Source organism: Novosphingobium sediminicola, assembly GCF_014196525.1.
GTDB lineage: Bacteria > Pseudomonadota > Alphaproteobacteria > Sphingomonadales > Sphingomonadaceae > Novosphingobium > Novosphingobium sediminicola.
This window is the reverse complement of sequence record NZ_JACIDX010000001.1, coordinates 115,818-139,036: the sequence shown is the minus strand read 5'-3', so window position 1 is coordinate 139,036 and position 23,219 is coordinate 115,818. Positions and strand designations below refer to the sequence as shown.

Annotated in this window: 23 protein-coding genes; 11 read left to right on the top strand and 12 right to left on the bottom strand. The window is 63.5% G+C overall.

What is annotated here, in order from left to right; all coding sequences use genetic code 11:
* Positions 1-136: 136 nt before the first annotated feature.
* The 4 genes from GGR38_RS00675 to ligK all read right to left on the bottom strand — a co-directional run bounded on the left by GGR38_RS00675 (position 137) and on the right by ligK (position 4,035).
* The gene (locus GGR38_RS00675) at positions 137-1,066 is read right to left on the bottom strand and encodes a LysR family transcriptional regulator (protein WP_183621698.1); all 930 of its coding nucleotides are present in this window, start codon (positions 1,064-1,066) and stop codon (positions 137-139) included.
* Between the two features lie 69 nt (positions 1,067-1,135).
* The gene (locus tag GGR38_RS00670; RefSeq protein ID WP_183621696.1) at positions 1,136-2,014 is read right to left on the bottom strand and encodes an amidohydrolase family protein; all 879 of its coding nucleotides are present in this window, start codon (positions 2,012-2,014) and stop codon (positions 1,136-1,138) included.
* 13 nt (positions 2,015-2,027) lie between these two features.
* Complete coding sequence (locus GGR38_RS00665; RefSeq protein WP_246404153.1) at positions 2,028-3,089, bottom strand: 4-oxalomesaconate tautomerase; 1,062 nt, start codon at positions 3,087-3,089, stop codon at positions 2,028-2,030.
* A 271-nt stretch (positions 3,090-3,360) separates the two neighbouring features.
* Entirely contained in the window at positions 3,361-4,035 is a 675-nt protein-coding gene (ligK, locus tag GGR38_RS00660) for a 4-carboxy-4-hydroxy-2-oxoadipate aldolase/oxaloacetate decarboxylase (RefSeq protein ID WP_183621694.1), read from the bottom strand.
* A gap of 114 nt (positions 4,036-4,149) precedes the next feature.
* On the opposite strand from ligK, the gene GGR38_RS00655 reads away from it, so the two are divergent.
* The 7 genes from GGR38_RS00655 (at position 4,150) to GGR38_RS00625 (ending at position 10,883) form a co-directional block, all read left to right on the top strand.
* A complete protein-coding gene (locus GGR38_RS00655; RefSeq protein WP_183621692.1) occupies positions 4,150-5,304 on the top strand; it encodes a LysR family transcriptional regulator in 1,155 nt (384 codons plus the stop codon).
* A 93-nt stretch (positions 5,305-5,397) separates the two neighbouring features.
* Positions 5,398-6,237, top strand: coding sequence for a DUF1932 domain-containing protein (locus GGR38_RS00650; protein ID WP_183621690.1), 840 nt, complete (start codon positions 5,398-5,400; stop codon positions 6,235-6,237).
* Positions 6,238-6,243: 6 nt separating this feature from the next.
* The gene (locus tag GGR38_RS00645; RefSeq protein WP_183621689.1) at positions 6,244-7,269 is read left to right on the top strand and encodes an amidohydrolase family protein; all 1,026 of its coding nucleotides are present in this window, start codon (positions 6,244-6,246) and stop codon (positions 7,267-7,269) included.
* A gap of 56 nt (positions 7,270-7,325) precedes the next feature.
* Positions 7,326-7,772, top strand: coding sequence for a protocatechuate 4,5-dioxygenase subunit alpha (ligA, locus tag GGR38_RS00640; RefSeq protein ID WP_183621687.1), 447 nt, complete (start codon positions 7,326-7,328; stop codon positions 7,770-7,772).
* A 1-nt stretch (position 7,773) separates the two neighbouring features.
* Positions 7,774-8,616 (top strand): class III extradiol dioxygenase subunit beta, encoded by an 843-nt coding sequence (locus GGR38_RS00635; RefSeq protein WP_183621685.1) that lies wholly within the window; start codon positions 7,774-7,776, stop codon positions 8,614-8,616.
* 60 nt (positions 8,617-8,676) lie between these two features.
* Positions 8,677-9,627, top strand: a complete 951-nt coding sequence (locus GGR38_RS00630) for a Gfo/Idh/MocA family oxidoreductase (protein WP_183621683.1) — start codon at positions 8,677-8,679, stop codon at positions 9,625-9,627.
* Positions 9,628-9,890: 263 nt separating this feature from the next.
* Positions 9,891-10,883 (top strand): aldo/keto reductase, encoded by a 993-nt coding sequence (locus GGR38_RS00625; RefSeq protein WP_183621681.1) that lies wholly within the window; start codon positions 9,891-9,893, stop codon positions 10,881-10,883.
* A gap of 37 nt (positions 10,884-10,920) precedes the next feature.
* Here GGR38_RS00625 and GGR38_RS00620 read toward each other — a convergent pair whose 3' ends face one another.
* The 5 genes from GGR38_RS00620 to GGR38_RS00600 form a co-directional block, all read right to left on the bottom strand.
* Entirely contained in the window at positions 10,921-11,349 is a 429-nt protein-coding gene (locus tag GGR38_RS00620) for a transcriptional repressor (protein ID WP_172341092.1), read from the bottom strand.
* A 114-nt stretch (positions 11,350-11,463) separates the two neighbouring features.
* The gene (locus GGR38_RS00615; RefSeq protein ID WP_183621679.1) at positions 11,464-11,907 is read right to left on the bottom strand and encodes a Ros/MucR family transcriptional regulator; all 444 of its coding nucleotides are present in this window, start codon (positions 11,905-11,907) and stop codon (positions 11,464-11,466) included.
* Positions 11,908-12,079: 172 nt separating this feature from the next.
* On the bottom strand, positions 12,080-12,556 hold the full coding sequence (locus tag GGR38_RS00610) for a GNAT family N-acetyltransferase (RefSeq protein ID WP_246404152.1): 477 nt from the start codon (positions 12,554-12,556) through the stop codon (positions 12,080-12,082).
* A 21-nt stretch (positions 12,557-12,577) separates the two neighbouring features.
* Positions 12,578-13,270 carry a tRNA (adenosine(37)-N6)-threonylcarbamoyltransferase complex dimerization subunit type 1 TsaB gene (gene tsaB / locus GGR38_RS00605; RefSeq protein WP_343058936.1) on the bottom strand — a complete coding sequence of 231 codons (693 nt, stop codon included), beginning with the start codon at positions 13,268-13,270 and terminating at the stop codon, positions 12,578-12,580.
* A complete protein-coding gene (locus tag GGR38_RS00600; RefSeq protein ID WP_183621678.1) occupies positions 13,267-13,842 on the bottom strand; it encodes a NifU family protein in 576 nt (191 codons plus the stop codon). Before GGR38_RS00600 ends, tsaB begins: the two co-directional genes overlap by 4 nt.
* A gap of 137 nt (positions 13,843-13,979) precedes the next feature.
* Here GGR38_RS00600 and GGR38_RS00595 point away from each other — a divergent pair, with 137 nt between their 5' ends.
* The 4 genes from GGR38_RS00595 to GGR38_RS00580 all read left to right on the top strand — a co-directional run bounded on the left by GGR38_RS00595 (position 13,980) and on the right by GGR38_RS00580 (position 19,728).
* The gene (locus tag GGR38_RS00595) at positions 13,980-16,865 is read left to right on the top strand and encodes a M16 family metallopeptidase (protein WP_183621676.1); all 2,886 of its coding nucleotides are present in this window, start codon (positions 13,980-13,982) and stop codon (positions 16,863-16,865) included.
* A 260-nt stretch (positions 16,866-17,125) separates the two neighbouring features.
* Positions 17,126-18,496, top strand: a complete 1,371-nt coding sequence (locus tag GGR38_RS00590) for a class II 3-deoxy-7-phosphoheptulonate synthase (RefSeq protein ID WP_172341098.1) — start codon at positions 17,126-17,128, stop codon at positions 18,494-18,496.
* 78 nt (positions 18,497-18,574) lie between these two features.
* Complete coding sequence (locus tag GGR38_RS00585; RefSeq protein ID WP_183621667.1) at positions 18,575-19,099, top strand: DUF4337 family protein; 525 nt, start codon at positions 18,575-18,577, stop codon at positions 19,097-19,099.
* A complete protein-coding gene (locus tag GGR38_RS00580; RefSeq protein WP_183621665.1) occupies positions 19,096-19,728 on the top strand; it encodes a LysE family translocator in 633 nt (210 codons plus the stop codon). Before GGR38_RS00585 ends, GGR38_RS00580 begins: the two co-directional genes overlap by 4 nt.
* A 240-nt stretch (positions 19,729-19,968) precedes the next feature.
* On the opposite strand, the gene GGR38_RS00575 is transcribed toward GGR38_RS00580, so the two are convergent.
* The 3 genes from GGR38_RS00575 to GGR38_RS00565 are packed head-to-tail and all read right to left on the bottom strand — an operon-like array spanning position 19,969 to position 23,208.
* Positions 19,969-20,946, bottom strand: coding sequence for a quinone oxidoreductase family protein (locus GGR38_RS00575; RefSeq protein ID WP_183621663.1), 978 nt, complete (start codon positions 20,944-20,946; stop codon positions 19,969-19,971).
* A gap of 7 nt (positions 20,947-20,953) precedes the next feature.
* A complete protein-coding gene (locus GGR38_RS00570) occupies positions 20,954-21,571 on the bottom strand; it encodes a ParB-like protein (RefSeq protein WP_221226944.1) in 618 nt (205 codons plus the stop codon).
* Positions 21,572-21,591: 20 nt separating this feature from the next.
* Positions 21,592-23,208: a SulP family inorganic anion transporter gene (locus tag GGR38_RS00565; RefSeq protein ID WP_183621661.1), complete on the bottom strand. Its 1,617-nt coding sequence runs from the start codon at positions 23,206-23,208 to the stop codon at positions 21,592-21,594.
* Positions 23,209-23,219: the final 11 nt, after the last annotated feature.

Here is a 23,219-nt window from a genome sequence, read left to right as displayed (position 1 = left end):
CCGACAGAAAGTTTTGCAAGGGCGGGCCATAGGCGGACCGTCCTGATACTGACAATTGTGTTATAGTGCAGTGCAGCGTCAAGGATTATCCGCCCTTGCGGCATAATAGTGTTTCTCAATTGACTATAATCACCGCTTAACCCTTGGGCACATTGGTCCACTTGGGCAGGGTCAGATGCGGGCGCAGAAAATCGAGCAGCGCACGCACCCGCGCTGGGCGGGCGCGTCCGGGGGGCGTGATCAGATAGAGCGGGCCGGGCGGGGTGCTCCATTCGGGCAGCAATTCGACCAATCGCCCCGCGCGAAGATGACCCCACACGAAATATTCCGCCATCAGCCCGATGCCCACCCCCGCCACCAGCGCAGGCACCAGCGCATCGGCATGGTTGGCGCGATAGCGGCCATTGACGCGCACGGTCACCGGATCCTCGTCGCCGCGGGCGAATTGCCATTCGTGGCTGTTGGCGATGTGGCTGGGCAGAACGGCGGGATAGCGGGCCAGATCCTGCGGCGATTGCGGCATGCCCAGCCGTTCGAGCAATTCGGGCGCCCCCACCAGCGGGCGGCGCAGCGAGGACAGGCGCACCGTGCGCAGGCTGGCGGAATCGCCGTCCAGACCGACCTGAATGGCCGCATCGAACCCTTCTGCCACCAGATCGACCCGGTTTTCGGTCAGCACCAGATCGACCTCGATTTCCGGATTGGCCTTGAGAAATTCGGGCAGGACCGGCGCGATCACCTCAACGCCCACCGCGCTGATCGAGGCGATGCGGACAAGGCCGCGCGGGGTGGCGGCTTCGTCCAGAATGTCGGCCTCGATCGCCGCGCCGTCGATCAGTATACGCGCGGCGCGTTCCAGTGCGAGGCGGCCCGTTTCGGTCAGCGATAATTTGCGCGTGGTGCGGTGGAATAGGCTGGCGCGCATCCTTTGTTCAAGCCGGGTCACGGCCTTGGATACGGTGGTCTTGGCCAGGCCAAGCTGCTCGCCCGCGCGGCTGAAACTGCCGCATTCGGCCACTTTGGCAAAGATGGCCCATGCTTCAAGATCGGGGAGCGAATGCGGCATGGCGCTCTTTTGCCCCATGCGCGGGGGAAGGGGAAGGGGGCTTTATCGGCCCGCCTTCCCCTCAAACCATCAGAGTTCTTCGGGCCAGTAAAGGCGCATCGGATTGGTCACGAGCAGCTTTTGCTGAAGCTCTGCTGTGGGCGCGATGCGGGGGATCATATCGACGATATGGCCATCATCGGGGATCGCCTTTTCCATGTTGGGATGCGGCCAGTCGGTGCCCCAGATGCAGCGGTCCGAATAATCGGCCACCAGCGGCGCCACCGCGCGGGCGAAATTGTCCCACGGATCGCCGGCGGCCATGTCGAGGCGATCCGGGCAGGTCGGCTTGAACCAAATGTCGGGGCGGCTGTCGAGAAGCTCACGGAAAGCCTTCATGTCGGCGCCATCGGGGCCTTGGGTCACATCGGGGCGGCCCATGTGATCGACCACCACCAGACGCGGCAGGGCGGCAATGAAGGGACGCATTTCTTCAAGGATGTCGGCCTCGAAATAGATGACGATGTGCCAGTCCTTGGGCAGGCGATGGGCGACTTCAAGGAACTTGTCCTTGGGCGCGTCATCGACAAGGCGCTTGAGGAAGTTGAAGCGGATGCCGCGCATCCCGCCTTCGTGGAGAGCCGCGATTTCCTCGTCGCTGATCGCCGGATCGACCACGGCCACGCCGCGCGCCTTTCCGCCCGACACGGCAATGCCGTTCAACGTGGCGGCATTGTTGGTGCCGTGGCACGAGGCCTGAACGATCACATTGCGCGAAAAGCCCAGATGGTCGCGCAGGGCAAAAAGCTTATCCGGGCCAGCATCTTCGGGCAGATACTTCGCCTTGGGGCTGAAGGGAAATTCCGCCATCGGACCAAACACATGGCAATGAGCGTCAATCGCGCCGGGCGGCGGGGTATAGGTCGGCTTGGACGGATTGCCGTGCCAGCTGGTGATACGTTCAGACATTGGTCTCTCCTGATTATCCGAAAACGGTGCCGTCCATCAGCTTGCGCGCGGTGCGCAGCAGGGCAGCGGTCTTCACATCGCCCGCTTCGTCGGTTTCCAGCACGCAGGTCATTTCGCCGGTGGGATGCTCGACCGACAGGGTCTTGCGCGCGCCCTCGGGGATCTGCGCCACCTCGGCGGCGGGCGAGCCCTTGAGCAGGCAGGCCGTGGCCACACTGACCGCGCCCAGCACGCCGATCGTGGCATGGGCGCGATGGGGGATGAAGCTGCGCACCGTGACCGCGCCGCCATGCTTGGGCGGGGCGACAAGCATCATCTTGGGGACGGATTTTTCCTTCACATCGCCAAGGTTCATGGCGGAGCCCACGGCCAGACGGATCGCCTCGATCTTCGCCTTCAGCTCGGTGTTGGCGTCCAGCCAGTCACGGTCCTCATAGCCGGTGATGCCCACGTCTTCGGCTTTGAACACCACGCAGGGCATGCCATTGTCGATCAGCGTCACGCGCACGCCATTGACCTCGTCCACCGCATTGCCCGAGGGCAGCAGCGCGCCGCAGGAAGACCCTGCCGTATCGCGGAATTCCAGAGGCACCGGGGCGTGAGAGCCGGGAACGCCGTCGATCTTGGCCTCGCCCTTATAGGAAACCACGCCGCCCGGTGTCTGGACTGTGGCCACGGCCACCTGTCCGGTGTTTTCCATAAAGATGGCCACGCGGGTTTCGTCGCCCGTTGCGGGGATCAGCCCGCGTTCAATCGCGAAAGGCCCCACGCCAGCCAGAATATTGCCGCAATTCTGCGCGTCCGTCACAATCGCCTGATCAACGAAAACCTGCAAAAACAGATAGTCAACGTCAATGCCGGGGCGCTCGGATTTGCTGACGACCGCAACCTTGCTGGTCAGCGGATCAGCCCCGCCCATGCCGTCGATCTGCACCGGATCGGGCGAACCCATCACGCCCAGCAAAAACGCATCGCGCGTGGCGGTGTCGGCGGGCAGGTCGGATTTCAGGAAATAGCCGCCCTTGCTGGTGCCGCCGCGCATCCACATACAGGGGGAGGAGAGGTTGGTGGGCATGGGGTGTGGTTCCTAAATAGAATAAGGAGGAAATGCGAGGGACTAGTCCCTCGCGCTCCCATTACTGTCTTTGTTGTGCCACGAGTTCGGCGTTGGGTGTCGGACGAGACCATTGAGTTGAAAGCCTGCGGCGCGGACAGCACTGATCTCTCCGCGCCGCAGGCTTTAGCAATGGATTCGCTCCAAAAGTGCCTCGGCCAACGAAACGCAACCCCATTAATGGGATTGCCAAGGGACGAGTACCTTGGCCCGCCGGAGGCACCCTTCACCTTCAAACGTACTTCAACCCTTCCTTCTCCAACCGCTCACGCATGTTGTAGATGTCCAGACCCAGCACCCCGGCGGCCAGCTTTTCGCGCTTGGCCGCTTCGTTGGCCTCACGAGCCTGCGCGGCTTTCAGCACTTCGGCGGCTTCCTCGCGGCGCACCACGCAGACGCCATCGTCATCGGCCACGATCACGTCGCCCGCGTTGACCAGCTGGTTGGCGCAGATGATGGGGACGTTGACGCTGCCCAGCGTGTTCTTGACGGTGCCTTGGGCATAGACGGCCTTGGACCAGACAGGGAAGTTCATCTCGGTCAGGTCGCGCACGTCACGCACGCCCGCGTCGATGACGAGACCCCGGCATCCGCGCGCCTGCGCGCTGGTGGCCAGAAGGTCGCCGAAATAGCCGTCTTCGCAAGGGCTGGTGGGGGCAAGGACGAGGATGTCGCCTTCCTTGAGCTGTTCGATGGCGACATGGACCATCCAGTTGTCGCCGGGCGCGGCGCTGATCGTCACGGCGCTGCCCGCGATGCGAGCACGCGGATAGATCGGGCGCATGTAGCTAGCCAACAGGCCCTTGCGGCCCTGTGCTTCGTGAACGGTGGCAACGCCGCAGGCGGCGAGGCCGTCGATGACATCAAGGGGTGCGCGCTCGATGTTCTGGACGACGATGGAAGACATGAAGATCCTCTCTGGATGGTCGATAGGTTGGCTGGCATGCGACATGCGCCGGGGCGCAGTCACGCTCCAATGCGAAGTTGTCTATGGTCATAAGTTTCTGCTAAACGTGCAGGCATGATCGAAAATGGAATCGGGGATCGCCCGCTCAATATCCGCCACTTTGCCGCGCTGGCTGCGACGGTGCGCCATGGCAGTCTGACGCGCGCCGCCCGCGCGGTAAACCTGACCCAGCCTGCCTTGACGCAGGCCATTGCGGGCCTTGAATCGAGCCTTGGCGTGACCTTGTTTGAACGCAGCGCGCAGGGCATGACGGCCACCGAACCGGCGCTGCTGATGGCTCCGCGCGCCGAGGCCGCGATTGATCATATCGGCAGCCCGCGCGTCACCGGAACCCAGCTTCGCGCGTTGCTCGCCCTGGCGAGGGCAGGCAGCTATGCCGGGGCGGCGGAGGCAACCGGCCTGTCCTCGGCCAGCCTGCATCGCGCGGTGGCCGATTTACAGGTCGCGCTGGGCCAAAGGCTGGTGGACCGGCGCGGGCAGCATGTCGCGCTGACCCCCACCGGACAGCGCCGCGCGCGCGGGTTTGGCCTTGCCATGGCCGAATTGCGCGCCGGTCTGGCCGAGGTGGCGACATGGCAGGGTAAGGCGGCGGGACGCATCATCGTGGGTGCGATGCCCCTGTCGCGCGCGCGTTGGCTGCCCGAGGCGATCAGCCGGTTTGCCCGCGAATATCCCGGCGTGGGCGTGATGGTGGTCGAGGGCAGCCATGGCGAACTCTCCGGCCCGCTGCGCGATGGTGAAATCGACCTGATGCTGGGGGCCTTGCGAGAGGGCGCCGAGGCCGAGGGGCTGGCGGGTGAGGCGGTGTTTGCCGATACGCCGGTGCTGGTGATGCGCAAGGGTCATCCATTGGAAAATGTGGCTGAGCCGGGGTCTGAACTGGCCGATTATCCTTGGATTTTACCCGGTTCCGAAACGCCGCTGCGCCGCCATTGGCAGGCGATGCTGCGCGCGCTAGGGGCCGAACCTCCGCGTGTGGCCATCGAATGCGGATCGGTGATGACGATCCGGCAATTGCTGCTCGACAGCGACAGTCTGACCTTGCTCAGCCGGTCGCAGGTTTCGGTCGAGCTGGATGCGGGCGTGTTGACCGCGCGCGACCTTGCCTCAGGCTTTTCCCGCAGCATCGGGATTACCACCCGCGCCGGGTGGCGGCCTACATCCACGCAGGAGGCTTTCGTGGCGATGCTGCGCGAGTGCGGAGGCTGACGGGCTTTGTAAAAACTTATGGTGGCGGATGCCTTTCGATTGGTGCGCGCGCGAGGCTTGGCGGCATGGCTGTAGTGATAAGGAGATTCGTTCGTGTCACATACTATATCCCTGATCGGCTATGGCGAGGCAGGCTCCACCTTTGCCCGCGCGGGCGGATGGGGTGAGGCAGCGGACGGGGCAGGCGGCAATGCCCGCGCCGGTGTGTGGGATCTGCGCCCCGAAAGACTGGCGCTGGCCGCGCAGGACGGGCTGATGGTGGCCGGAAATGCGCAGGAAGCGCTGGCCGGACGCGAGATGGTGCTTTCGCTGGTGACGGCTGACAGCGCCTTGCCCGCCGCGCAGGAATATGCCGCATTCCTGCCCAAGGGCGCGATCTGGGCCGATTGCAATTCGGTGGCGCCCGGCACGAAGCGCGAGGCCGCCGCCGCCGTTGAAGCCGCGGGCGGCTGTTATGTCGATGTGGCGGTTCTGGCTCCGGTCGATCCGGCGCGGTTGAATGTGCCGCTGCTGCTGGCCGGGCGCGAGGCTGCGCGGGCCGAGGCGCTGCTGCGTGAGGCCGGTTTCGCCAATATCCGCATCGTGGGTGATGAAGTGGGCCGGGCGTCCGCGATCAAGATGATCCGCTCGGTCATGGTCAAGGGCGTCGAGGCGCTGACCGCCGAAATGATGCTGGCCGCGCAGGAAGCGGGCGTGGTTGATGAAGTGCTCTCCAGTCTGGATGCCAGCGAGAAGGCATGGCCCTGGGCCAAGCGTGCGGCGTACAATATCGAGCGCATGGTGACGCATGGCGTGCGCCGCGCCGCCGAGATGGAGGAATCGGCCAAGACCCTGACCGGGCTTGGCATCGAGCCGATGATGACCAACGGCACCGTCTTGCGCCAGCGCGACATGGCGGGCCGTAAAGAGAGATTGATCGAGGGAAAGGAGTAAACCCCCGTGAGCCTGATTATTGACTGTCATGGCCACTACACCGTGCTGCCCAAGGGGCATGACGCGTGGCGTGAGGAACAGAAGGCCGCCTTCAAGGCCGGCGTTGCTGCTCCGGCCTATCCGAAGATCAGCGACGATGAAATCCGCGAGACGATCGAGGCCAACCAGCTTCGCCTCATCAAGGAACGCGGCGCGGACCTGACCATTTTCAGCCCCCGCGCCAGCGCGATGGTCCCCCATGTCGGCGATCAGAGCGTGGCCGTGCCTTGGGCGCGCGCCTGCAACGATCTGATCGGGCGCGTGGTCGATCTGTTCCCCGGCGTGTTCGAGCCGGTCTGCATGCTGCCCCAGTCGCCTGAGGCCGACCTGACCAATTCGATTGCCGAGCTGGAACGCTGCGTCACCGAAATGGGCTTTATCGGGTGCAACCTGAACCCCGATCCGGGCGGCGGCCATTTCAAGCATCCGCCGCTGACCGATCCTTACTGGTTCCCCTTCTATGAAAAGATGGTCGAGCTGGACGTTCCGGCGATGATCCACGTTTCGGGTTCGTGCAACCCGGCGATGCATGCCACGGGCGGCTATTACATCGCGGCCGACACGATTGCCTTTATGCAATTGCTCGAAGGCGATCTGTTCAGCCGCTTCCCCACGCTGCGCTTCATCATCCCGCATGGCGGCGGCGCGGTGCCCTATCACTGGGGCCGTTATCGCGGTCTGGCCGACATGCTGAAAAAGCCGTCGCTCGACACGCATCTGATGAACAACATCTTTTTCGACACCTGCGTCTATCACCAGCCCGGTATCAACCTGCTGGCCGATGTGATCGACAATAAGAACATCCTGTTCGGGTCGGAAATGGTCGGCGCGGTGCGCGGGATCGATCCCACCACCGGGTTCTATTTCGATGATACCAAGCGCTATGTCGATGCTCTGGAGATTTCGGATGCCGAGCGTCACGCGATCTTTGAGGGCAATGCCCGCCGTGTGTTCCCGCGTCTGGATGCCAAGCTGAAAGCGCGCGGCCTGTAATCAACGACTTGCCCCCGTCCGGTGCGCCGGGCGGGGGCGGGTTTGGGAGAATGAAGATGGCTGAGAACCCCACACAGAATATTCACGAATATCTGGCCGAATTCGACGATATTCCCGGCACGCTGGTCTATACCGCCGCGCGTGCGCGCCGTGGCTATTGGATCAACCAGTTCGCCATGAGCATGATGAAGCCGGAAAACCGCGAGCGTTTCAAGAAGGACGAGCGCGCCTATCTGGACGAATGGGATATTTCCGAAGAAGGCAAGCAGGCGCTGCTGCGCCGCGATTACAACGCACTGCTCAAGCTGGGCGGGAATGTCTATTACCTGTCCAAGCTGTTTTCGGCCGACGGCATTCCCTTTGCCGAGGCATGCAGCACGATGACCGACATGACCTGGCCCGAATATCGCCAGATGATGCTGGATGGCGGACGCAAGCCTGAGGGCAACCGCTCGATCCGCGAAAATCTTGCCGCCGCCGCCGCGGCAAAAGGGAGCAACTAAGATGGCCAAGATTACCGCCGGTGTCGGCTCCAGCCACGTGCCCCTGTTGGGCGTGGCCGTGGATCAGGGCAAGGAAAAGGACGATTATTTCGGCCCGATCTTCCGTGGCTATGATTGGACGCGCGAATGGGAAAAGGCCGAGAAGCCTGATGTCGTTGTGCTGGTCTATAATGACCATGCCAGCTATTTCGACATGAACATCGTGCCCACCTTCGCCATCGGTTGCGGCGAGCGTTTCGGCATTTGCGATGAAGGCTGGGGCCCGCGCCCGGTGCCTGAGGTTGAAGGCCATCCCGATCTGGCATGGCACATTGCTCAGAGCCTGATCCTCGACGATTTCGACATGACCATCTTCAACAAGCTGGATGTCGATCACGGTCTGACCGTGCCGCTCTCGATGATGTTCGGCCAGCCTGAAAAGTGGCCGTGCAAGGTCATTCCCTTTGCCGTCAATGTCGTGACCTATCCGGTGCCTTCGGGCAACCGCTGCTGGGCCATTGGCGAGGCGATCAAGAAGGCCGTCGAGAGCTTCCCTGAAGATCTCAACGTCCAGATCTGGGGCACGGGTGGCATGAGCCACCAGCTTCAGGGGCCGCGCGCGGGCCTGCTCAACCGCGAATGGGACAACAAGTTCCTCGACATGCTGGAAAGCGACAATGACGATGTGCGCCATATCCCGCATATCGAATACCTGCGCGAAACCGGCAGCGAAGGCATCGAAATGGTGATGTGGCTGATCATGCGCGGCGCGATGGGCAAGAAGGTGAAAACCCTTCACCGCCATTACCATATCCCGTGTTCGAATACGGCCATCGGCCATATCGTGCTGGAACCGGCCGACTAATTCCGAACGCCGGGGCGCTCCATGCGCTCCGGCGGTTCCTCTTTAATGGAGTATCCTCTCATGCGTATTGCCCTTGCCGGCGCCGGCGCCTTTGGCGAAAAGCACCTCGATGGTCTGAAAAACATCGACGGCGTGGAAATCACCTCGATCATCAGCCGCACCGGCGAACAGGCCGCCGCGGTTGCCGCCAAGTACGGCGCCAAGCACAGCTCGACCGAACTGGCCGATGCGCTGGCCCGTGATGACGTGGACGCGGTGATCCTTTGCACCCCCACCCAGATGCACGCCGCGCAGGCCATCGCCGCGATGAAGGCGGGCAAGCATGTGCAGGTCGAAATCCCGCTGGCCGACAGCTGGGCCGATGCGCAGGAAGTGCTGAAGGTTTCGCAGGAAACGGGCAAGACCTGCATGGTTGGCCACACGCGCCGCTTTAACCCGTCGCATCAGTATGTGCATAACAAGATCAAGGCGGGCGAATTCAACATCCAGCAGATGGATGTGCAGACCTATTTCTTCCGCCGCACCAACATGAACGCCAAGGGCGAAGCGCGCTCGTGGACCGACCACCTGCTTTGGCACCACGCCGCGCATACGGTTGACCTGTTTGCCTATCAGGCGGGCAAGATCGTCGCCGCCAATGCGATTGAAGGGCCGATCCATCCGGTGCTGGGTATTGCGATGGACATGTCGATCCAGTTGAAGGCTGAAAGCGGCGCGATCTGCACCCTCTCGCTGTCCTTCAACAATGACGGCCCGCTGGGCACTTTCTTCCGCTATATCGGCGACACCGGCACCTATATCGCGCGCTATGACGATCTGGTCGATGGCCGCGAAAACGCCATCGACGTGTCGAAGGTGGACGTGTCGATGAACGGCATCGAATTGCAGGACCGCGAATTTATCGCCGCTATCCGCGAAGGTCGCGAGCCGAACTCGTCGGTCGGCAAGGTGCTCGATTGCTATCGTGTGCTGGGTGAATTGGAAGTGCAGTTGGAGGCGATGAAGAAGTAAAGGTTAGGTGCGAGGGGCTGGACCCTCGCGCTCCCGTTACTGTCTTCGTTGCGTTTGTGGTTCGACGTTTTGTGTCGGACGCTGCGTTGAAATTGGAAAGCCTGCGGCGCTATCGAGTGTAACCTCGCCGCGCCGCAGGCTTTTATCATGTTCATGGCAAATCCGATGATGCACGCCTCGATAAACCCATTAATGGGATTGCAAAGGGACAAGTCCCTTTGCCCGCCGGAGGCATAAACCGTCATTCAATAAGGACCCCCACAATGTCCATCACCCGCAAACTCGGTGGCAAGGATGTGAACCCCGTCGGCCTCGGCTGTATGAACGTCAGCTGGGCCTATGCCGCGCCGCCGCCGCCCGAAGAATCCGCCAAGCTGCTGCATCTGGCGCTGGATCTGGGCTATGGTCATCTCGACACCGCGCGGCTCTATGGCGGCGGCAAGAATGAGGAGCTGATCGGCGCAACGCTCAAGGGCCGCCGGAACGAGTTCTTCCTTGCCAGCAAGATGGGCCTGATTGCCGACGGCCCGCGCCGCTATGTCGATTGCAAGCCGGAAACGATCAAGGTCGAGGTCGAAAAGAGCCTGAAGGCGCTGCAGACCGATCACATTGACCTGTATTACATGCACCGCCGCGACTTCACCGTTCCCATCGAGGAAAGCGCAGGCGCGATGGGTGATCTGATCCGTGAGGGCAAGATCGGCGGCTATGGCCTGTCGGAGATGAGCGCGGATACGCTGCGCAAGGCCCATGCGGCCTGTCCCGTCACCGCCGTTCAGACCGAATATTCGCTCTGGACCCGCAACCCCGAACTGGGCGTGTTGCGGGCTTGCGGCGAGCTGGGCGTGGCGTTGGTGGCGTTCAGCCCGCTGGCGCGGGGCGTGCTGGCCAATGGCGTGCGCAATCCGGTGAAGCTGGAGGAGAAGGATCTGCGCCGGACCCATCCGCGTTTCAACAGCGCCAACTGGCCGACCAACCTCGCTCTGGTCGATGCGTTCAACGCCATTGCCGAGCGGGAAGGAGCCAGCCCTGCGCAATTGTCGCTGGCATGGGTGCTCTCGCGCGGCGATCACGTGCATGTGATCCCCGGCACGACCAACCCGGATCACCTGCGCGAGAATATTGAATGCCCGGATTGGCGCCCTTCGGATGCTACGCTGGCCGAACTGGACGCGCTGATCAACCAGAACACGGTGTCCGGCCCGCGCTATCCCGCCGCGATGCAGGCGACGATGGATACCGAGGAATTTGCCTGAATAAAGAAAGGGCGGGGATCAGACCCCGCCCTTTTCTTCACTTCTTGGCTTCGCGTTCCAGTTTGACCCCGAACAGTTCCAATCGGTGGTCAACCAGGCGATAGCCCAGCCTTTCGGCGATCTGGCGCTGTAAAGCCTCCAGTTCGGGATCGACGAATTCGATCACATGCCCGGTTTCCACATCGATCAGATGGTCGTGATGGGCCTCAGGCGCCGCCTCATAACGGGCGCGGCCATCGCCGAAATCGTGGCGGTCCAGAATGCCCGCTTCTTCGAACAGGCGCACGGTGCGATAGACCGTGGCGATCGAAATGCCCGGATCGACCGCCGTTGCGCGCGCGTGCAACTGGTCCACATCGGGATGATCGTCGCTCTCCGACAGCACTTTGGCGATCACGCGGCGTTGCTCGGTGATGCGCAGGCCACGCTGCTGGCAAAGGGTTTCGATGTCGATTTGCTGGTGCACTGGGGGTCCGTGTCTTAGAAAAGGTTTGCCCTGCCGACTATGGAGCCGACAGGGCAAAACTTCAACCTGCTATACGGTGATAAGCGGGGGCAAAACCGCCGCTTCCACGCTGGCTCAGGCGGCAGCCTTGGGCTTGCGGCCGCGCTTGACGCTGGGCTTGCGGCCAAGGCCGATCGACTTGGCCAGTTCGCGGCGCTTTTCGGCATAGTTGGGGGCAACCATCGGATAGTCGGCGGGCAGGTTCCAGCGCGCGCGATACTGTTCCGGGGTCAGGTTATAGTGAGTCGCCAAATGGCGCTTGAGCATCTTGAGCTTCTTGCCATCCTCAAGACACACAATGTGATCGGGCTTGACCGAGGCGCGGATCGAAACGGCCGGTTCGGGCGGCGTTTCCACCGGAACCGAAGCCTGACCAAGGCCGGACAGGGCATTGAAAACATTGGTGATGAGGGCGGTAACTTCATCAACCGTGACGTTGTTGTTGCTGACATGGGCGGCAACAATGTCCGACGTCAGGGTGATGAGGGTTTCCTTGGAATCGACTTCGATCGTGCTCATGGGATGTAGCCTTCTCTTTTGCTTATGACCCGATTGTCTGTTTTTGTTTGTTTTGTTTATGCAGCTCCATCCCAGCTGCACCACGCTCTATTGCGACGATTTCAAGATTTATTCAAGATGCAGAATTAGAAAAATTGAACATACATTGGAATGACGCCTTTTTTCGTCTCAATCAGTTGTTCTGTTCATCTGCGGGAAAGGAAAAGGTCACCGCATCAATCCTGTCGCCATTGGCGCAGCGGTAATACTTGGGCCTGAGTCCCACGGGGACGAAGCCGGTGGCGCGATAAAGAGATTCGGCCGGATTGCCGCGTCGCATTTCAAGCATCACCTTGCAGACGCCCGATCTTTTCATGTCGTCTAATGTTCTGCCTAATAATCTTGCGCCAAGGCCCCGGCGGCGCCATTGCGGCGAAACGGCAAAAAGCAGCAGTTCGGCCTCGTCGAAAATCTGGCGGACCAGCGCGAAGCCGGCGGCCTCCTCGCCTTCATCGGGCGTGCCGCCGTGGGGCGCGATCAACCAGTAATGCGTGTTGCCGATCGCCAGCGCACTTTCGATCTGCATCCGGTTCCACGCCTCGCCCCACAATGGGTCAAAGGCGGCGTCCATGACTTCCATGATGCGGTCAACATCGTCTCTGGGCATCATGATTTTAGCAAATCCTGCGAATCAGGCGGCGGATGTGGCGGGGGCATCGGGCAGGCGCCCACCCGGCAGTCGGGCGTCAGGCGCGCGACCGTAAAGCGGGCTGAGATCGGCGCTGAAATGCGCCGGGTTCAGGCCCGCCACCGCGCGCGCATCGGGCCACAGCGCCAGCGCCAGCCCTTCAGGGCCGCCCGCAGCCTGCCGCCCGGCGATCAGCGCCTCGGCCTGACTGCCCGCGATCAGCGTTTCACCATGAGCCATCGCATCCTGCGGCTTTTGCGAGAGCAGCGCATCGAGCGCGATTCCCTTGCCGTCAAAGCTCTGGGTGAACCATTCACCATGGCCGCCGGTGGTGGCCACGCGCACAGGGCCATTCTCGCGCTCAAGCGCCATGGAGGCGATCAGCGCCAATGTGGGATAGCCATAGACCGGCGCGCTCCACGCCAGCCCCAGCGCCCGCGCTGCGGCAAGGCCGATGCGCAACCCGGTAAAGCTACCCGGCCCGCGACCCACGGCAACTGCCCCGGCCCGCCCGCGTTCGGGCAGGGCCGCGATCATCGGCACCAGCGCTTCGGCATGGCCGCGCCCCAATTGCCGGTATTCGCCCGCCACCAGCGCGCCATCCTGAAACAGCGCCACCGAACAGGCCTCGGTCGTGCATTCAATTGCCAGCCAGCGCCCGCTGCGCGGATCAGGCTCCGACAATGGCAAGCTCACGCGGCGCGAACCTCGGTCACCTCGGGCACGTAATACTTGATCAGGCTCTCGATCCCGTTCTTCAGCGTGGCAGAAGACGAAGGGCAGCCCGAACAGGCGCCCTGCATCTGCAGGAACACCACGCCATCGCGGAAACCGCGATAGGCCACATCGCCGCCGTCATTGGCCACGGCAGGGCGGATGCGGGTTTCGATCAGATCCTTGATCTGGTCGATGATGTCGGCATCCTCCTCGCGGTCGCCGGGAAAGTCTTCTTCGGCCGGGACACTGATGCCTGCAGCGGTTCCGGCGGCAAACAGGGGGGCTTCGGAAATGAAATGGTCGAGCAGCATGGCCACGACCTGCGGCTTCAGATCGCTCCACCCAGCGCCATGCCCGGCCGTTACCGAGATGAAGTCGCGGCCGAAGAACACGCCCGTAACGTCGCCAAGGCTGAACAGCGCAGCGGCCAGAGGCGAGGCTTCGGCCTGCTCCTCATCGACAAATTCGCGGGTGCCGGCCACCATCACCTGCCGCCCGGGCAGGAACTTGAGCGTGGCGGGGTTGGGCGTGGTTTCCGTCTCGATAAACATGGAGGCTGATTTAGGAGCGTTAACCGGCATCGACAAGGGTGGAAAAGCCATTTGTCAGGCAAATGTTGCAGTTTTGGCGGCGTAAAGTGGCCGCTGTTCACTGGCCTTTAATCGAAGCGCTCCCTATAGCTTGGATTATGAGCCATTTCTCCCGCGCGCCTCGCCTGCTTTCGCTTGTCATCTCGCTGGCGCTGATCGGCGCTCAGACAAGCTCCGCCCGTACTGCTTCGCCTTTGCCGCCGCTGCCGTCTCAGGATGCGCCATGGCTTTATAAGGGCAGCGATGTGCCTCATGACCGCGAATGGTACTTCGGCGTGCTGGACAATGGCGTGCGCTGGGCCGTGCGCAACAATCAGGTGCCGCCGGGGCAGGTGTCGATCCGCGTGCGCGTCGATGTGGGCGCGATGCATGAAAAGCCGCAGGAGGCGGGTTTCGCTCATCTGATCGAGCATCTGGTGTTCCGCCAGAGCCGCTATTTGCCGCAAGGCGCCGCGATCCCCACCTGGCAGCGTCTTGGTGCGACCTTCGGCAGTGACACCAATGCCGAAACCACCCCCACGGCCACGACCTATAAGATCGACCTGCCCGATGCCTCGCCCGCCACGCTGGATGAGAGCATGAAGCTGATTTCGGGCATGGTTTTTGCGCCCAACCTGTCGGACAGCGACATCCGCATCGAGGCGCCCATCGTGCTGGCCGAAAAGCGTGAAAGGGGCGGTACGGCCGAGCGGTTGATGATCGCCATGCGCAAGATGATGGCCGAGGGGCAGCCTCTGGCCTCGCATGTCACAGTGGGCGATGTCGAAACGATCAATGGCGCGCGCCAGACCACGCTGCGCGCCTTTCATCAGCGCTGGTATCGCCCGGAAAAGGTGACGGTGGTGGTGGCGGGCGACGCTGATCCGCGCCTGACCGCCGCGCTGGTGACCAAATGGTTTGGCGAATGGAAGGGCGCAGGGCCCGCCACGCCTGATCCCGATTTTGGCGCGCCCGCCACGCCTCCCGGCGCCGATCCGGCCAATCCGGTGGGCGCCGCGCAAGTGCTGATCGAGCCGACCGTGCCGCGCTCGCTGATCTATGCCGTGCTGCGCCCCTGGCATGAAAAGCAGGATACGGTGGTCTATAATCAGGGCCTGATGCTGGACCAACTGGCGCTCTCGATCCTCAACCGCCGTCTGGAGGCGCGGGCGCGTTCGGGGGGCAATTTCCTCTCGGCGCGGGTCGATCAGGAGAATGAATCGCGCTCGGTTGACGGCACTTTCGTCACCGTCTCGCCGCTTGACGGCAATTGGCGCGGTGCGCTGGCCGAGGTGCGCGGGATCATCGCCGATATGCTCGACCGGCCGCCCAGCGTTGAGGATATTGCGCGCGAGGCGGCCGAGATGAATGTCGTTTTCGAATCGCAGGTGCAACAGCGGGCCCTGCTGCCCGGCGGCAAGCTGGCCGACGATCTGGTGCAGGCGGTCGATATTCACGAGACGGTCGCCTCGCCCGCCGTGGTGCAGGACATTTTCAAACAATCCATGCCGCTTTTCACCCCGCAGGCGGTGCAGGAACATGTGCGCAGCCTGTTTGCCGGCAAGGTGATCCGCTCGCTCTATGTCACGCCCGAAAAGGGTGAGGCGAGCCCGGAGGATCTGCGCGCAGCCTTGCTGACCAAGGCGGTGCCCGACGAACGCGCCCGTGCCGCGCAAAAGCCGATCAGCTTTGCGCAGTTGCCCGCCATTGGCGCGCCTTCGGCCCCGCCGGAAGTGCGCCCGACCGGGATGCTCGATGTGCAGGAGCTGACCTTTGCCAATGGTGTGAAGGCGCAATTCTGGCCTACCAAGGATGATCCGGGCCGCGTGATCGTCAAGGTCCGTTTTGGCGCCGGGTGGCAGGCGTTCAAGCCCGCCGACAATGCCTATGCCACGCTGGGCCAGTTGGCGCTGGTCAGTTCGGGCGAGGGGCAACTGGGGCAGGAGGAGCTGGACCGCATTTCGGCAGGGCGCAAGCTGGGCTTCGATTTCCGCATCGACGATGGCTCGTTCCAGTTTACCGGCGAAACGCGGGCCGAGGATCTGGAGGACCAGCTTTACCTGTTCGCCGCCAAATTCGCGATGCCGCGCTGGGATTCGGGGCCGCTGCTGCGCGCGCGGGCGGCGGGCAAGATCCAGTTTTCCTCCTACGCCGCCAGCCCGCAAGGGGTGATGGAGCGGGATCTGCGCTATCTGCAACGCGGCAATGACGAGCGCTTTGCCGTGCCCACGCCCCAGCAACTGGATAAGGTGACGCCCGAGGGCTTCCGTCAGGTCTGGGCGCCGATTTTGGCGCAGGGGCCGATCGAGGTGCAGGTGTTTGGCGATTTTGACAGCGCCAAGGGCATGGAAGCGCTGCAAAAGACCTTTGGCGCATTGGCCGCGCGCGGGCCTTTGCAACCGGCCACGACCAAGGGTTATGCCTTTGCCCGGCCCGGTGCGCAGCCGGTCACGCTGACCCACAGCGGCGATGCCAACCAGGCCGCCGCCGTGGTGACTTGGCCGACCGGCGGCGGCGTCGAGGGGCTGACCGAAAGCCGCCATCTTGAAGTGCTCAGTCAGGTCTTCGCCAACCGCCTGCTGGCCGCGATGCGCGAAAAGAGCGGGGCTTCCTATGCGCCGCAGGTGTCGGCCGACTGGCCCATTGATCTGCCCGGCGGCGGCACGGTTTCGGCCAGCGCGCAGGTGACGCCCCAGATGGTGCCGCTGTTCTTTGAAACGGTGGACCGGATTGCGGCTGATCTGGCCACGCGCAAGATCCCGGCCAGCGAACTGGCTCTGGTGACCGAGCCTTTGCGTCAGCAGGTGGCGCGCGCCTCGTCCAGCACCGCCTTTTTCATGAGCCAGATCGAGGGCGCGACGCAAGACCCGCGCCGCTACAGTCAGGTGCGCGGGCTGATGGCCGATTATGTCAGCGTGAAGCCTGAGGAATTGCAGGCGCTGGCGGCGCGTTGGCTGGTCAAGGACCGGGCTTTCCGTCTGGCGATTGTGCCTGAGCGGAAATAAACGTGCGTGGGGGCTTTGCGGCCCCCCGTACTTGGCCCCATTCACGGAAATTCCGGTCAATCTGATCGAAAAGAGCGGCTATCCATTCGCCGCATAGCCTTGTATGGGCAGCACCCTTGCTTAATTAAGGGCAGAATCGCGCAAGCATCTGTCATCAAGGACAGCAGGATCGCATAATTCTGTGTACTAAGCAGTACAATTTTCGTCAAGTCTGTTTTGTTGTGGGCCGTATAGTGATGCGGCGTGTGGAGTAAGGAAAAGTGGCAAGCAACTGGACCCCGGAAAGCTGGAAGACCCGCGAGGCGCGGCACCTTCCCGTGTATCAGGACGCCGAAGAACTCGGCCGGGTAGAGCAGACGCTGGCCAACTTTCCCCCCTTGGTTTTTGCAGGCGAAGCGCGCGCGTTGAAGGCCGAACTGGCCAAGGTGTCGGCGGGCAAGGGTTTCCTGCTTCAGGGCGGCGATTGCGCGGAAAGCTTTGCCGAATTCCACCCCAACGCGATCCGCGACACGTTCCGCGTGCTGCTGCAGATGGCGGTCGTGCTGACTTTCGCCAGCAAGCAGCCGGTGGTCAAGGTGGGCCGCATCGCGGGCCAGTTCGCCAAGCCGCGCAGCGCGCCGACCGAAAAGCTGGGCGATCTGGAGCTGCCCAGCTATTTCGGCGACATCATCAACGGCAGCGATTTCACGCCGGAATCGCGCCGCAATGACCCGAACCGCATGCTTCAGGCCTACGGCCAGAGCGCGGCCACGCTCAACCTGCTGCGCGCCTTTGCCAGCGGCGGTTATGCTAACCTGCGTCAGGTGCATAAGTGGACGCTGGAGCATCTCGACCACAGCCCGTGGGGCGAACGTTTCAGTGCCATGGCCGACAAGATCGGCGAGGCGCTGGACTTCATGGCGGCCTGCGGCGTCGATCCGCAGAGCGTGCCCCAGCTTCAGGGCACCAATTTCTACACCAGCCATGAGGCGCTGCTGCTGCCTTATGAGCAGGCGTTGACGCGTCAGGATTCGCTGACCGGCGAATGGTATGACTGCTCGGCGCATATGCTGTGGATCGGGGATCGCACCCGCTTCGACAATTCGGCGCATGTCGAATTCCTGCGCGGCGTGGGCAATCCGATAGGCGTGAAATGCGGGCCTTCGCTGGCACCTGAACTGCTGCTGCGTTTGCTGGACCAGTTGAATCCGGCGCGTGAGGCCGGTCGCATCACGCTTATCGCCCGTTTCGGCCATGATAAGGTCGAGGCGCATCTGCCTGCTTTGGTGCGTGCGGTGAAGGCCGAGGGGCATCCGGTGGTGTGGTCGTCCGATCCGATGCACGGCAATGTCGTCAAGTCGGACAGCGGCTACAAGACCCGTCCGTTCGAGCGTATCCTCAAGGAAGTGCGCGACTTCTTCGCCGTGCATCGCGCCGAGGGCACCCATGCGGGCGGCATCCATATCGAGATGACCGGCAAGAATGTGACCGAATGCACCGGCGGTTTGATCGATGTGACCGATGCGGCGCTGGCCGATCGCTATCACACGCATTGCGACCCGCGCCTCAATGGTGCGCAGTCGATCGAGCTGGCCTTCCTGCTGGCCGAGGAACTGAACAGCGAGGCCCAGGAGCGCCGTGCGGCGGCCTGATCCGGCCTGCTTGAAACAAGAGGGAGGGGGCCAAAACGGCCCCCTTTCTTTTTTCCGCCACCCGGCTAAGTCACGGATATGACAGAGACGAAATCCTCCCCTTTGTGCGTGGCGCTGATCGTGCTGGCTGTGGTGCTTTCGGGCATCATCCATATTGCCATGCTTGCGGCCCAGCGTGAGAGCATTCAGGCGGCTCTGGCGGCGGCCGATGCCACCACGATGGTAGAGGCGATGAAGGCGCGTGAGACGATGCTGATCGCGCAGGCCAATCAGGGCGGGCTGGACGGCGATGTTCGCGCTGGCGCTCTGGGCGAGGCGGCGTTGCTGCGTCAGGGTAAGCTGAGCGCGCAGCCCGGCGGTCCGCGCGCGCCCGGTATTGACGCCATCGCCACCCGGATCGCAGGCCTGCGGGCGGAGGCATCCTCTGCGGCGGAGCGCAGCGGCCAGCTTGGTCTGGCCGAAAGCGCGCTGTTGCTGGGCATTTTGTTGCTGGCCTTGTCGCAGATCATGGCCACGCGCGCTTTCCTGTGGCTGGGCGCTGGTCTCGGTCTTGCTGGCGTCCTTGTGGCGGCTTTGGGCGTATTGGGGGGAGTTTTGGCATGAACCTGCATCTCTGGGGTCTTTATTGCGTCACCGTGTTCCTCATCAGCGCCTCGCCGGGGCCGAACATGCTCCATATCATGAGTCGCAGCGTCGAATTGGGCCTGCGCGGGTCGTTTCCTGCCATGGCCGGCTGCATGAGCGCGCTGGTGGTGATGATGACAGCCAGCGCGCTGGGCCTGACCGCGCTGCTCTTTGCGCTGCCAGGCGCGTTCGAGGTCCTGCGTCTGGCAGGCACGGCCTATCTGGTCTATCTGGGCATCAAGGCTTGGCGCGCGCCCGTGACCGATGAGGCCGAAGAAACGGTCGAGTTTGAGCGCCCCGGCCTTTCGCGCTGGGCGGTCTATCGCGGGGGCTTCACCATCGCGATCTCTAACCCCAAGGCGCTGCTCTTCGCCGCCGCCTTCCTGCCCCAATTTATCGACCCGGCCCAGCCCAAGGCGATCCAGATGGCGATCCTCATCAGCACCTTCGCGGTGATCGAAACCTCCTGCTACTTTACCTATGCCGTTGGCGGTCGGGGGCTTGCCGGATGGCTGCGCCGCCCTGCTGCCCAGCGCTGGTTTAACCGGGTCACGGGCACGGTGTTCATGGGGTTTGGCGCGATGCTGCTACGGTCGCAGAAGGCTTGAGGTTTTAGGCGATTTTAAAGGTGCCTCCGGCGGGCAAAGGGACTTGTCCCTTTGCAATCCCGTTACTGTCGATGTTGAGTGTCGAAGGCAAACTGGCGTGAACTTGCCGCGCCGCAGGCTATTAAACCGCTTCGCGGAATAGAGTCACAGGCGAGATCAAGCACCACCCCAAAATGGGATTGCAAAGGGACGAGTCCCTTTGCCCGCCGGAGGCATAAACTTCCAACCCCCGTCAACCGATCAAGGCACCAACACACTCGCCCCCACCGTCCGCCGACCCTCCAGCGCACGATGCGCCTCCGCCGCATCGGTCAGGGCAAAGCTCTGCCCCACCGGCACTTTGACGGCCCCGCTCTCCATCATCTCGAACAGCCGCGCCACGCCTGCCGCGCTTTCCGCCGGGGTGGCGTAATAGTCCCACAAGCGGGGCCGCGTGACATAGAGCGAGCCTGCCGAGGCCAAAGCCCCCAGAGCCACGCCCGTAACCGGCCCGCTGGCATTGCCAAAGGACAGGATCGTGCCGCGCGGGCGAACGCTGGCCAGCGACACCGGCCAAGACGCCGCGCCCACGCCGTCAAAGCTGGCCGCAACGCCGGTGCCGCCCGTAATCTCGCGCACCTGCGCCGCCACATCGGGCGCGCTCGACAAGAGGACGACCTCGGCTCCGGCCTCCTTGGCCATGGCCGCCTTGCCTTCGGACCCGACCACCGCGGCGACATGAACGCCCAGCGCCTTCAGCCATTGCACAAGGATTTGCCCCACGCCGCCCGCCGCCGCATGGACCAGCGCCCAATCGCCCGCCTTCAAGGCGACCGCGCGTTCGACCAGAAATTCCGCCGTACAGCCCTTGAGCATGGCCGCCGCCGCCGTTTGCGCGCTGATGCCATCGGGGATGCGGAACCATCCCGAGGCAGGCGTTATCCGCGCCGTGGCATAGGCGCCCAGCGCCGGGCCAAAGGTGGCCACACGGTCGCCCGGCTTGAACGCGGCGACATCCGGCCCCACCGCCTCGACCACGCCTGCCGCTTCGCTGCCCAATCCGGAGGGCAGCGGGCAGGGGTAGAGGCCCGAGCGATAATAGGTGTCGATGAAATTCAGCCCCACCGCCTCGTGCACCACGCGGATTTCGCCGGGGCCCGGTTCGTGCAGATCGACCTCGTGCCAGCGGATCACTTCGGGCCCGCCGGTCTGGGCGAAATAGGCTTGGAGAGCTTTCATTGTGTCATCATCCTTCCGGACCGGCAAAGCCCGGCAAATAGGCCGCTTTAGGACTATTGGCCAATTTCAGCGCTTTGGCCAGCGCGGCCGCGAAATTTTCTTCGAGTTTGTCGCGTTTTATATGATCGCGGAAGAAATCGGCCCATAAAAACTCCGCATAGGGCGTCGATGTCTTGGCATAGCCGCCGCCGCGCCGGACCGCGCCCGCCAGCGAGCGGAACGGATCGTCGGCCAATTTGCCCACGTGGCGCGGCAGATCGCTCCAGTCGTGCTTTTTGCCATTGTCATCATAGGGATGGAGCCAGTTGTAATAGTCCATCACCGAAAAGAACCGTTTCTTGCTCAGCTTGCCCAGCCGCGCCTCGACCGAAACCAGCACTTCCTCGACGCCTTCTTCGTAAAGCGCGCGCGCCAGATGGTGATGGTCGATCACCCACCACGTGTCGCCCGGCCCATGCACCACCGGGATCAGATGCTGACCCAGCCATTGCCCGGCCTGTTTCTGATCGCGCCAGTGCTGCTGCTTGTCGCGCACTTCGGCCAGCCCCACGGTCATTTGTGTGGGGCGCAGATCGCGCAGCCTGACCGGATTGAGGACCGGCTGGACCGGATGGTTCATGGCCATAAACGCAGCTCTCCTTTCCCTCAGATGGCGCTATCCTGCCACGATGCCCCGGCCCGCGCCACGGCGTCGGCCACCGAAAATGTCGAATCCTGAGCCAGTTGCGCCATGCCCGCCACCACCAGCACATCGCGCACCCGGTCATGTGCGCGGGCCAGCAGCACGCGCTGGCCATGTTGCGCGCGGTCGAGTACGAATTCGCCCAGCGCGTCGATGGCGGTCGCGTCCAGATCGTTCGATTCTTCAAGGCTGAGCACCACCACCGGCGCGCCCGATGCCGCCGCCCGCGCCGCAATCAGGTTCAGCACGCTTTCCGCATTGGCGAAAAACAGCGGCGCATTGGGGCGAAACAGCGCGATATTGGCGGGCACGCGGGCATCGTCATGGCGGGCGATATCGACGAAATCATGGCTGTCGCCTACTTGGCCCAGCGTGCTGATCGAGGGATGGGCCAGATCGTAGAGCAGCATGGCGATGGACAGCGCAATCGCCGCCAGCATCCCGTTAAGCACCCCCAGCAAAAGCACGCCGACCGCGGCGGCCACCGCCACCCAGCCATCGCGCCGGATCTGAAACAGGCGCCGGATCGGAGCAGGATGGAGCGCATGGGTCAGCGCGGCGATCACCACGGCGGCAAGGATTGGCTCGGGAATGCGCCCGATGGCGGGCGCGGCAAACAGGGCCAGTGCCAGCAAGGCCAGCGCCGCGACGATGGCCGCCCACCGGCTTTGCGCGCCCGCCGCAGCATTGGCATTGGCCGCCGAAAAGCCTGCGCCCACCGGCATCCCCTGCGCCAGCCCGGCGGCCAGATTGGCCAGCCCCAGCGCGCCCAGCTCGCGATTGGCATCCACCCGGTCGCCATTTTGCAGCGCAAGGCCCCGCATCGTCCCCCAACTTTCGGCAAACAGGATGAGCGCGACCGGCGCGGCGATCTGGGCCAGACGCGGCAGCAGGGCGAGGGGTGGCAGAGCGAAATCGGGCCATGTCAGCGCCACCTGTCCCACCAGCGCCACGCCCCAAGCCGCCGGGTCCAGCCACCAGCCCAGCAACAGTCCGCCGCCGATCACCATCAGCGATCCGGGCCAACGCGGCGCCCGCCGCAGCGCCAGCAGCGCCAGCAGCGCCCCAAGCCCCAGCAGCAGGCTGGGCCAGTTGGTCCGGGGCAGCGCCACGGCGATTTCGCCCAGCAGCCTCCACATGGGCGCCCCCGCCACGCTGATCCCCAGCAGATGCGGCAATTGGCGCGCGATGATCGTGATGGCCAGCCCCAGCGCAAAGCCGCGCAGTACGGGGCGCGAAATGAACCCGGCCAGACTGCCCAGACGAAACGCGCCCAGCGCAGCAAAGATCGCCCCGGTCATGACCACCAGCGCCGTGGCCGCCGCGCCTTTGTCGGCCAGCCCCTCGGTCGAAAGCCCGATCAGCGCCGCGCCCAGAATGGCTGCCGAGGAGGATGTGGGCGCGATCACCGCATAACGACTGCGCCCGACCACCGCATAGGCCAGCGCGCCCGCCACCGCCGCGACAATCGCCCGCCCCGGCGCCAGCCCCGCCATACCGGCATAGGCCACCGCCTCGGGCAGCAGCAATCCGGCAAGGCCAAGGCCGGTCAACAGATCGCGTCTGGGAATGCTCTCCATCGCGCCATGCA

Bases quoted from the DNA above. Each gene is read 5' to 3' on its own strand.
- GGR38_RS00675 (WP_183621698.1), bottom strand. From the start codon at position 1,066: ATGCCGCATTCGCTCCCCGATCTTGAAGCATGGGCCATCTTTGCCAAA.
- GGR38_RS00670 (WP_183621696.1), bottom strand. From the start codon at position 2,014: ATGTCTGAACGTATCACCAGCTGGCACGGCAATCCGTCCAAGCCGACC.
- GGR38_RS00665 (WP_246404153.1), bottom strand. From the start codon at position 3,089: ATGCCCACCAACCTCTCCTCCCCCTGTATGTGGATGCGCGGCGGCACC.
- ligK (WP_183621694.1), bottom strand. From the start codon at position 4,035: ATGTCTTCCATCGTCGTCCAGAACATCGAGCGCGCACCCCTTGATGTC.
- GGR38_RS00655 (WP_183621692.1), top strand. From the start codon at position 4,150: ATGATCGAAAATGGAATCGGGGATCGCCCGCTCAATATCCGCCACTTT.
- ligA (WP_183621687.1), top strand. From the start codon at position 7,326: ATGGCTGAGAACCCCACACAGAATATTCACGAATATCTGGCCGAATTC.
- GGR38_RS00635 (WP_183621685.1), top strand. From the start codon at position 7,774: ATGGCCAAGATTACCGCCGGTGTCGGCTCCAGCCACGTGCCCCTGTTG.
- GGR38_RS00630 (WP_183621683.1), top strand. From the start codon at position 8,677: ATGCGTATTGCCCTTGCCGGCGCCGGCGCCTTTGGCGAAAAGCACCTC.
- GGR38_RS00625 (WP_183621681.1), top strand. From the start codon at position 9,891: ATGTCCATCACCCGCAAACTCGGTGGCAAGGATGTGAACCCCGTCGGC.
- GGR38_RS00615 (WP_183621679.1), bottom strand. From the start codon at position 11,907: ATGAGCACGATCGAAGTCGATTCCAAGGAAACCCTCATCACCCTGACG.
- GGR38_RS00610 (WP_246404152.1), bottom strand. From the start codon at position 12,556: ATGATGCCCAGAGACGATGTTGACCGCATCATGGAAGTCATGGACGCC.
- GGR38_RS00600 (WP_183621678.1), bottom strand. From the start codon at position 13,842: ATGTTTATCGAGACGGAAACCACGCCCAACCCCGCCACGCTCAAGTTC.
- GGR38_RS00595 (WP_183621676.1), top strand. From the start codon at position 13,980: ATGAGCCATTTCTCCCGCGCGCCTCGCCTGCTTTCGCTTGTCATCTCG.
- GGR38_RS00585 (WP_183621667.1), top strand. From the start codon at position 18,575: ATGACAGAGACGAAATCCTCCCCTTTGTGCGTGGCGCTGATCGTGCTG.
- GGR38_RS00580 (WP_183621665.1), top strand. From the start codon at position 19,096: ATGAACCTGCATCTCTGGGGTCTTTATTGCGTCACCGTGTTCCTCATC.
- GGR38_RS00575 (WP_183621663.1), bottom strand. From the start codon at position 20,946: ATGAAAGCTCTCCAAGCCTATTTCGCCCAGACCGGCGGGCCCGAAGTG.
- GGR38_RS00570 (WP_221226944.1), bottom strand. From the start codon at position 21,571: ATGGCCATGAACCATCCGGTCCAGCCGGTCCTCAATCCGGTCAGGCTG.
- GGR38_RS00565 (WP_183621661.1), bottom strand. From the start codon at position 23,208: ATGGAGAGCATTCCCAGACGCGATCTGTTGACCGGCCTTGGCCTTGCC.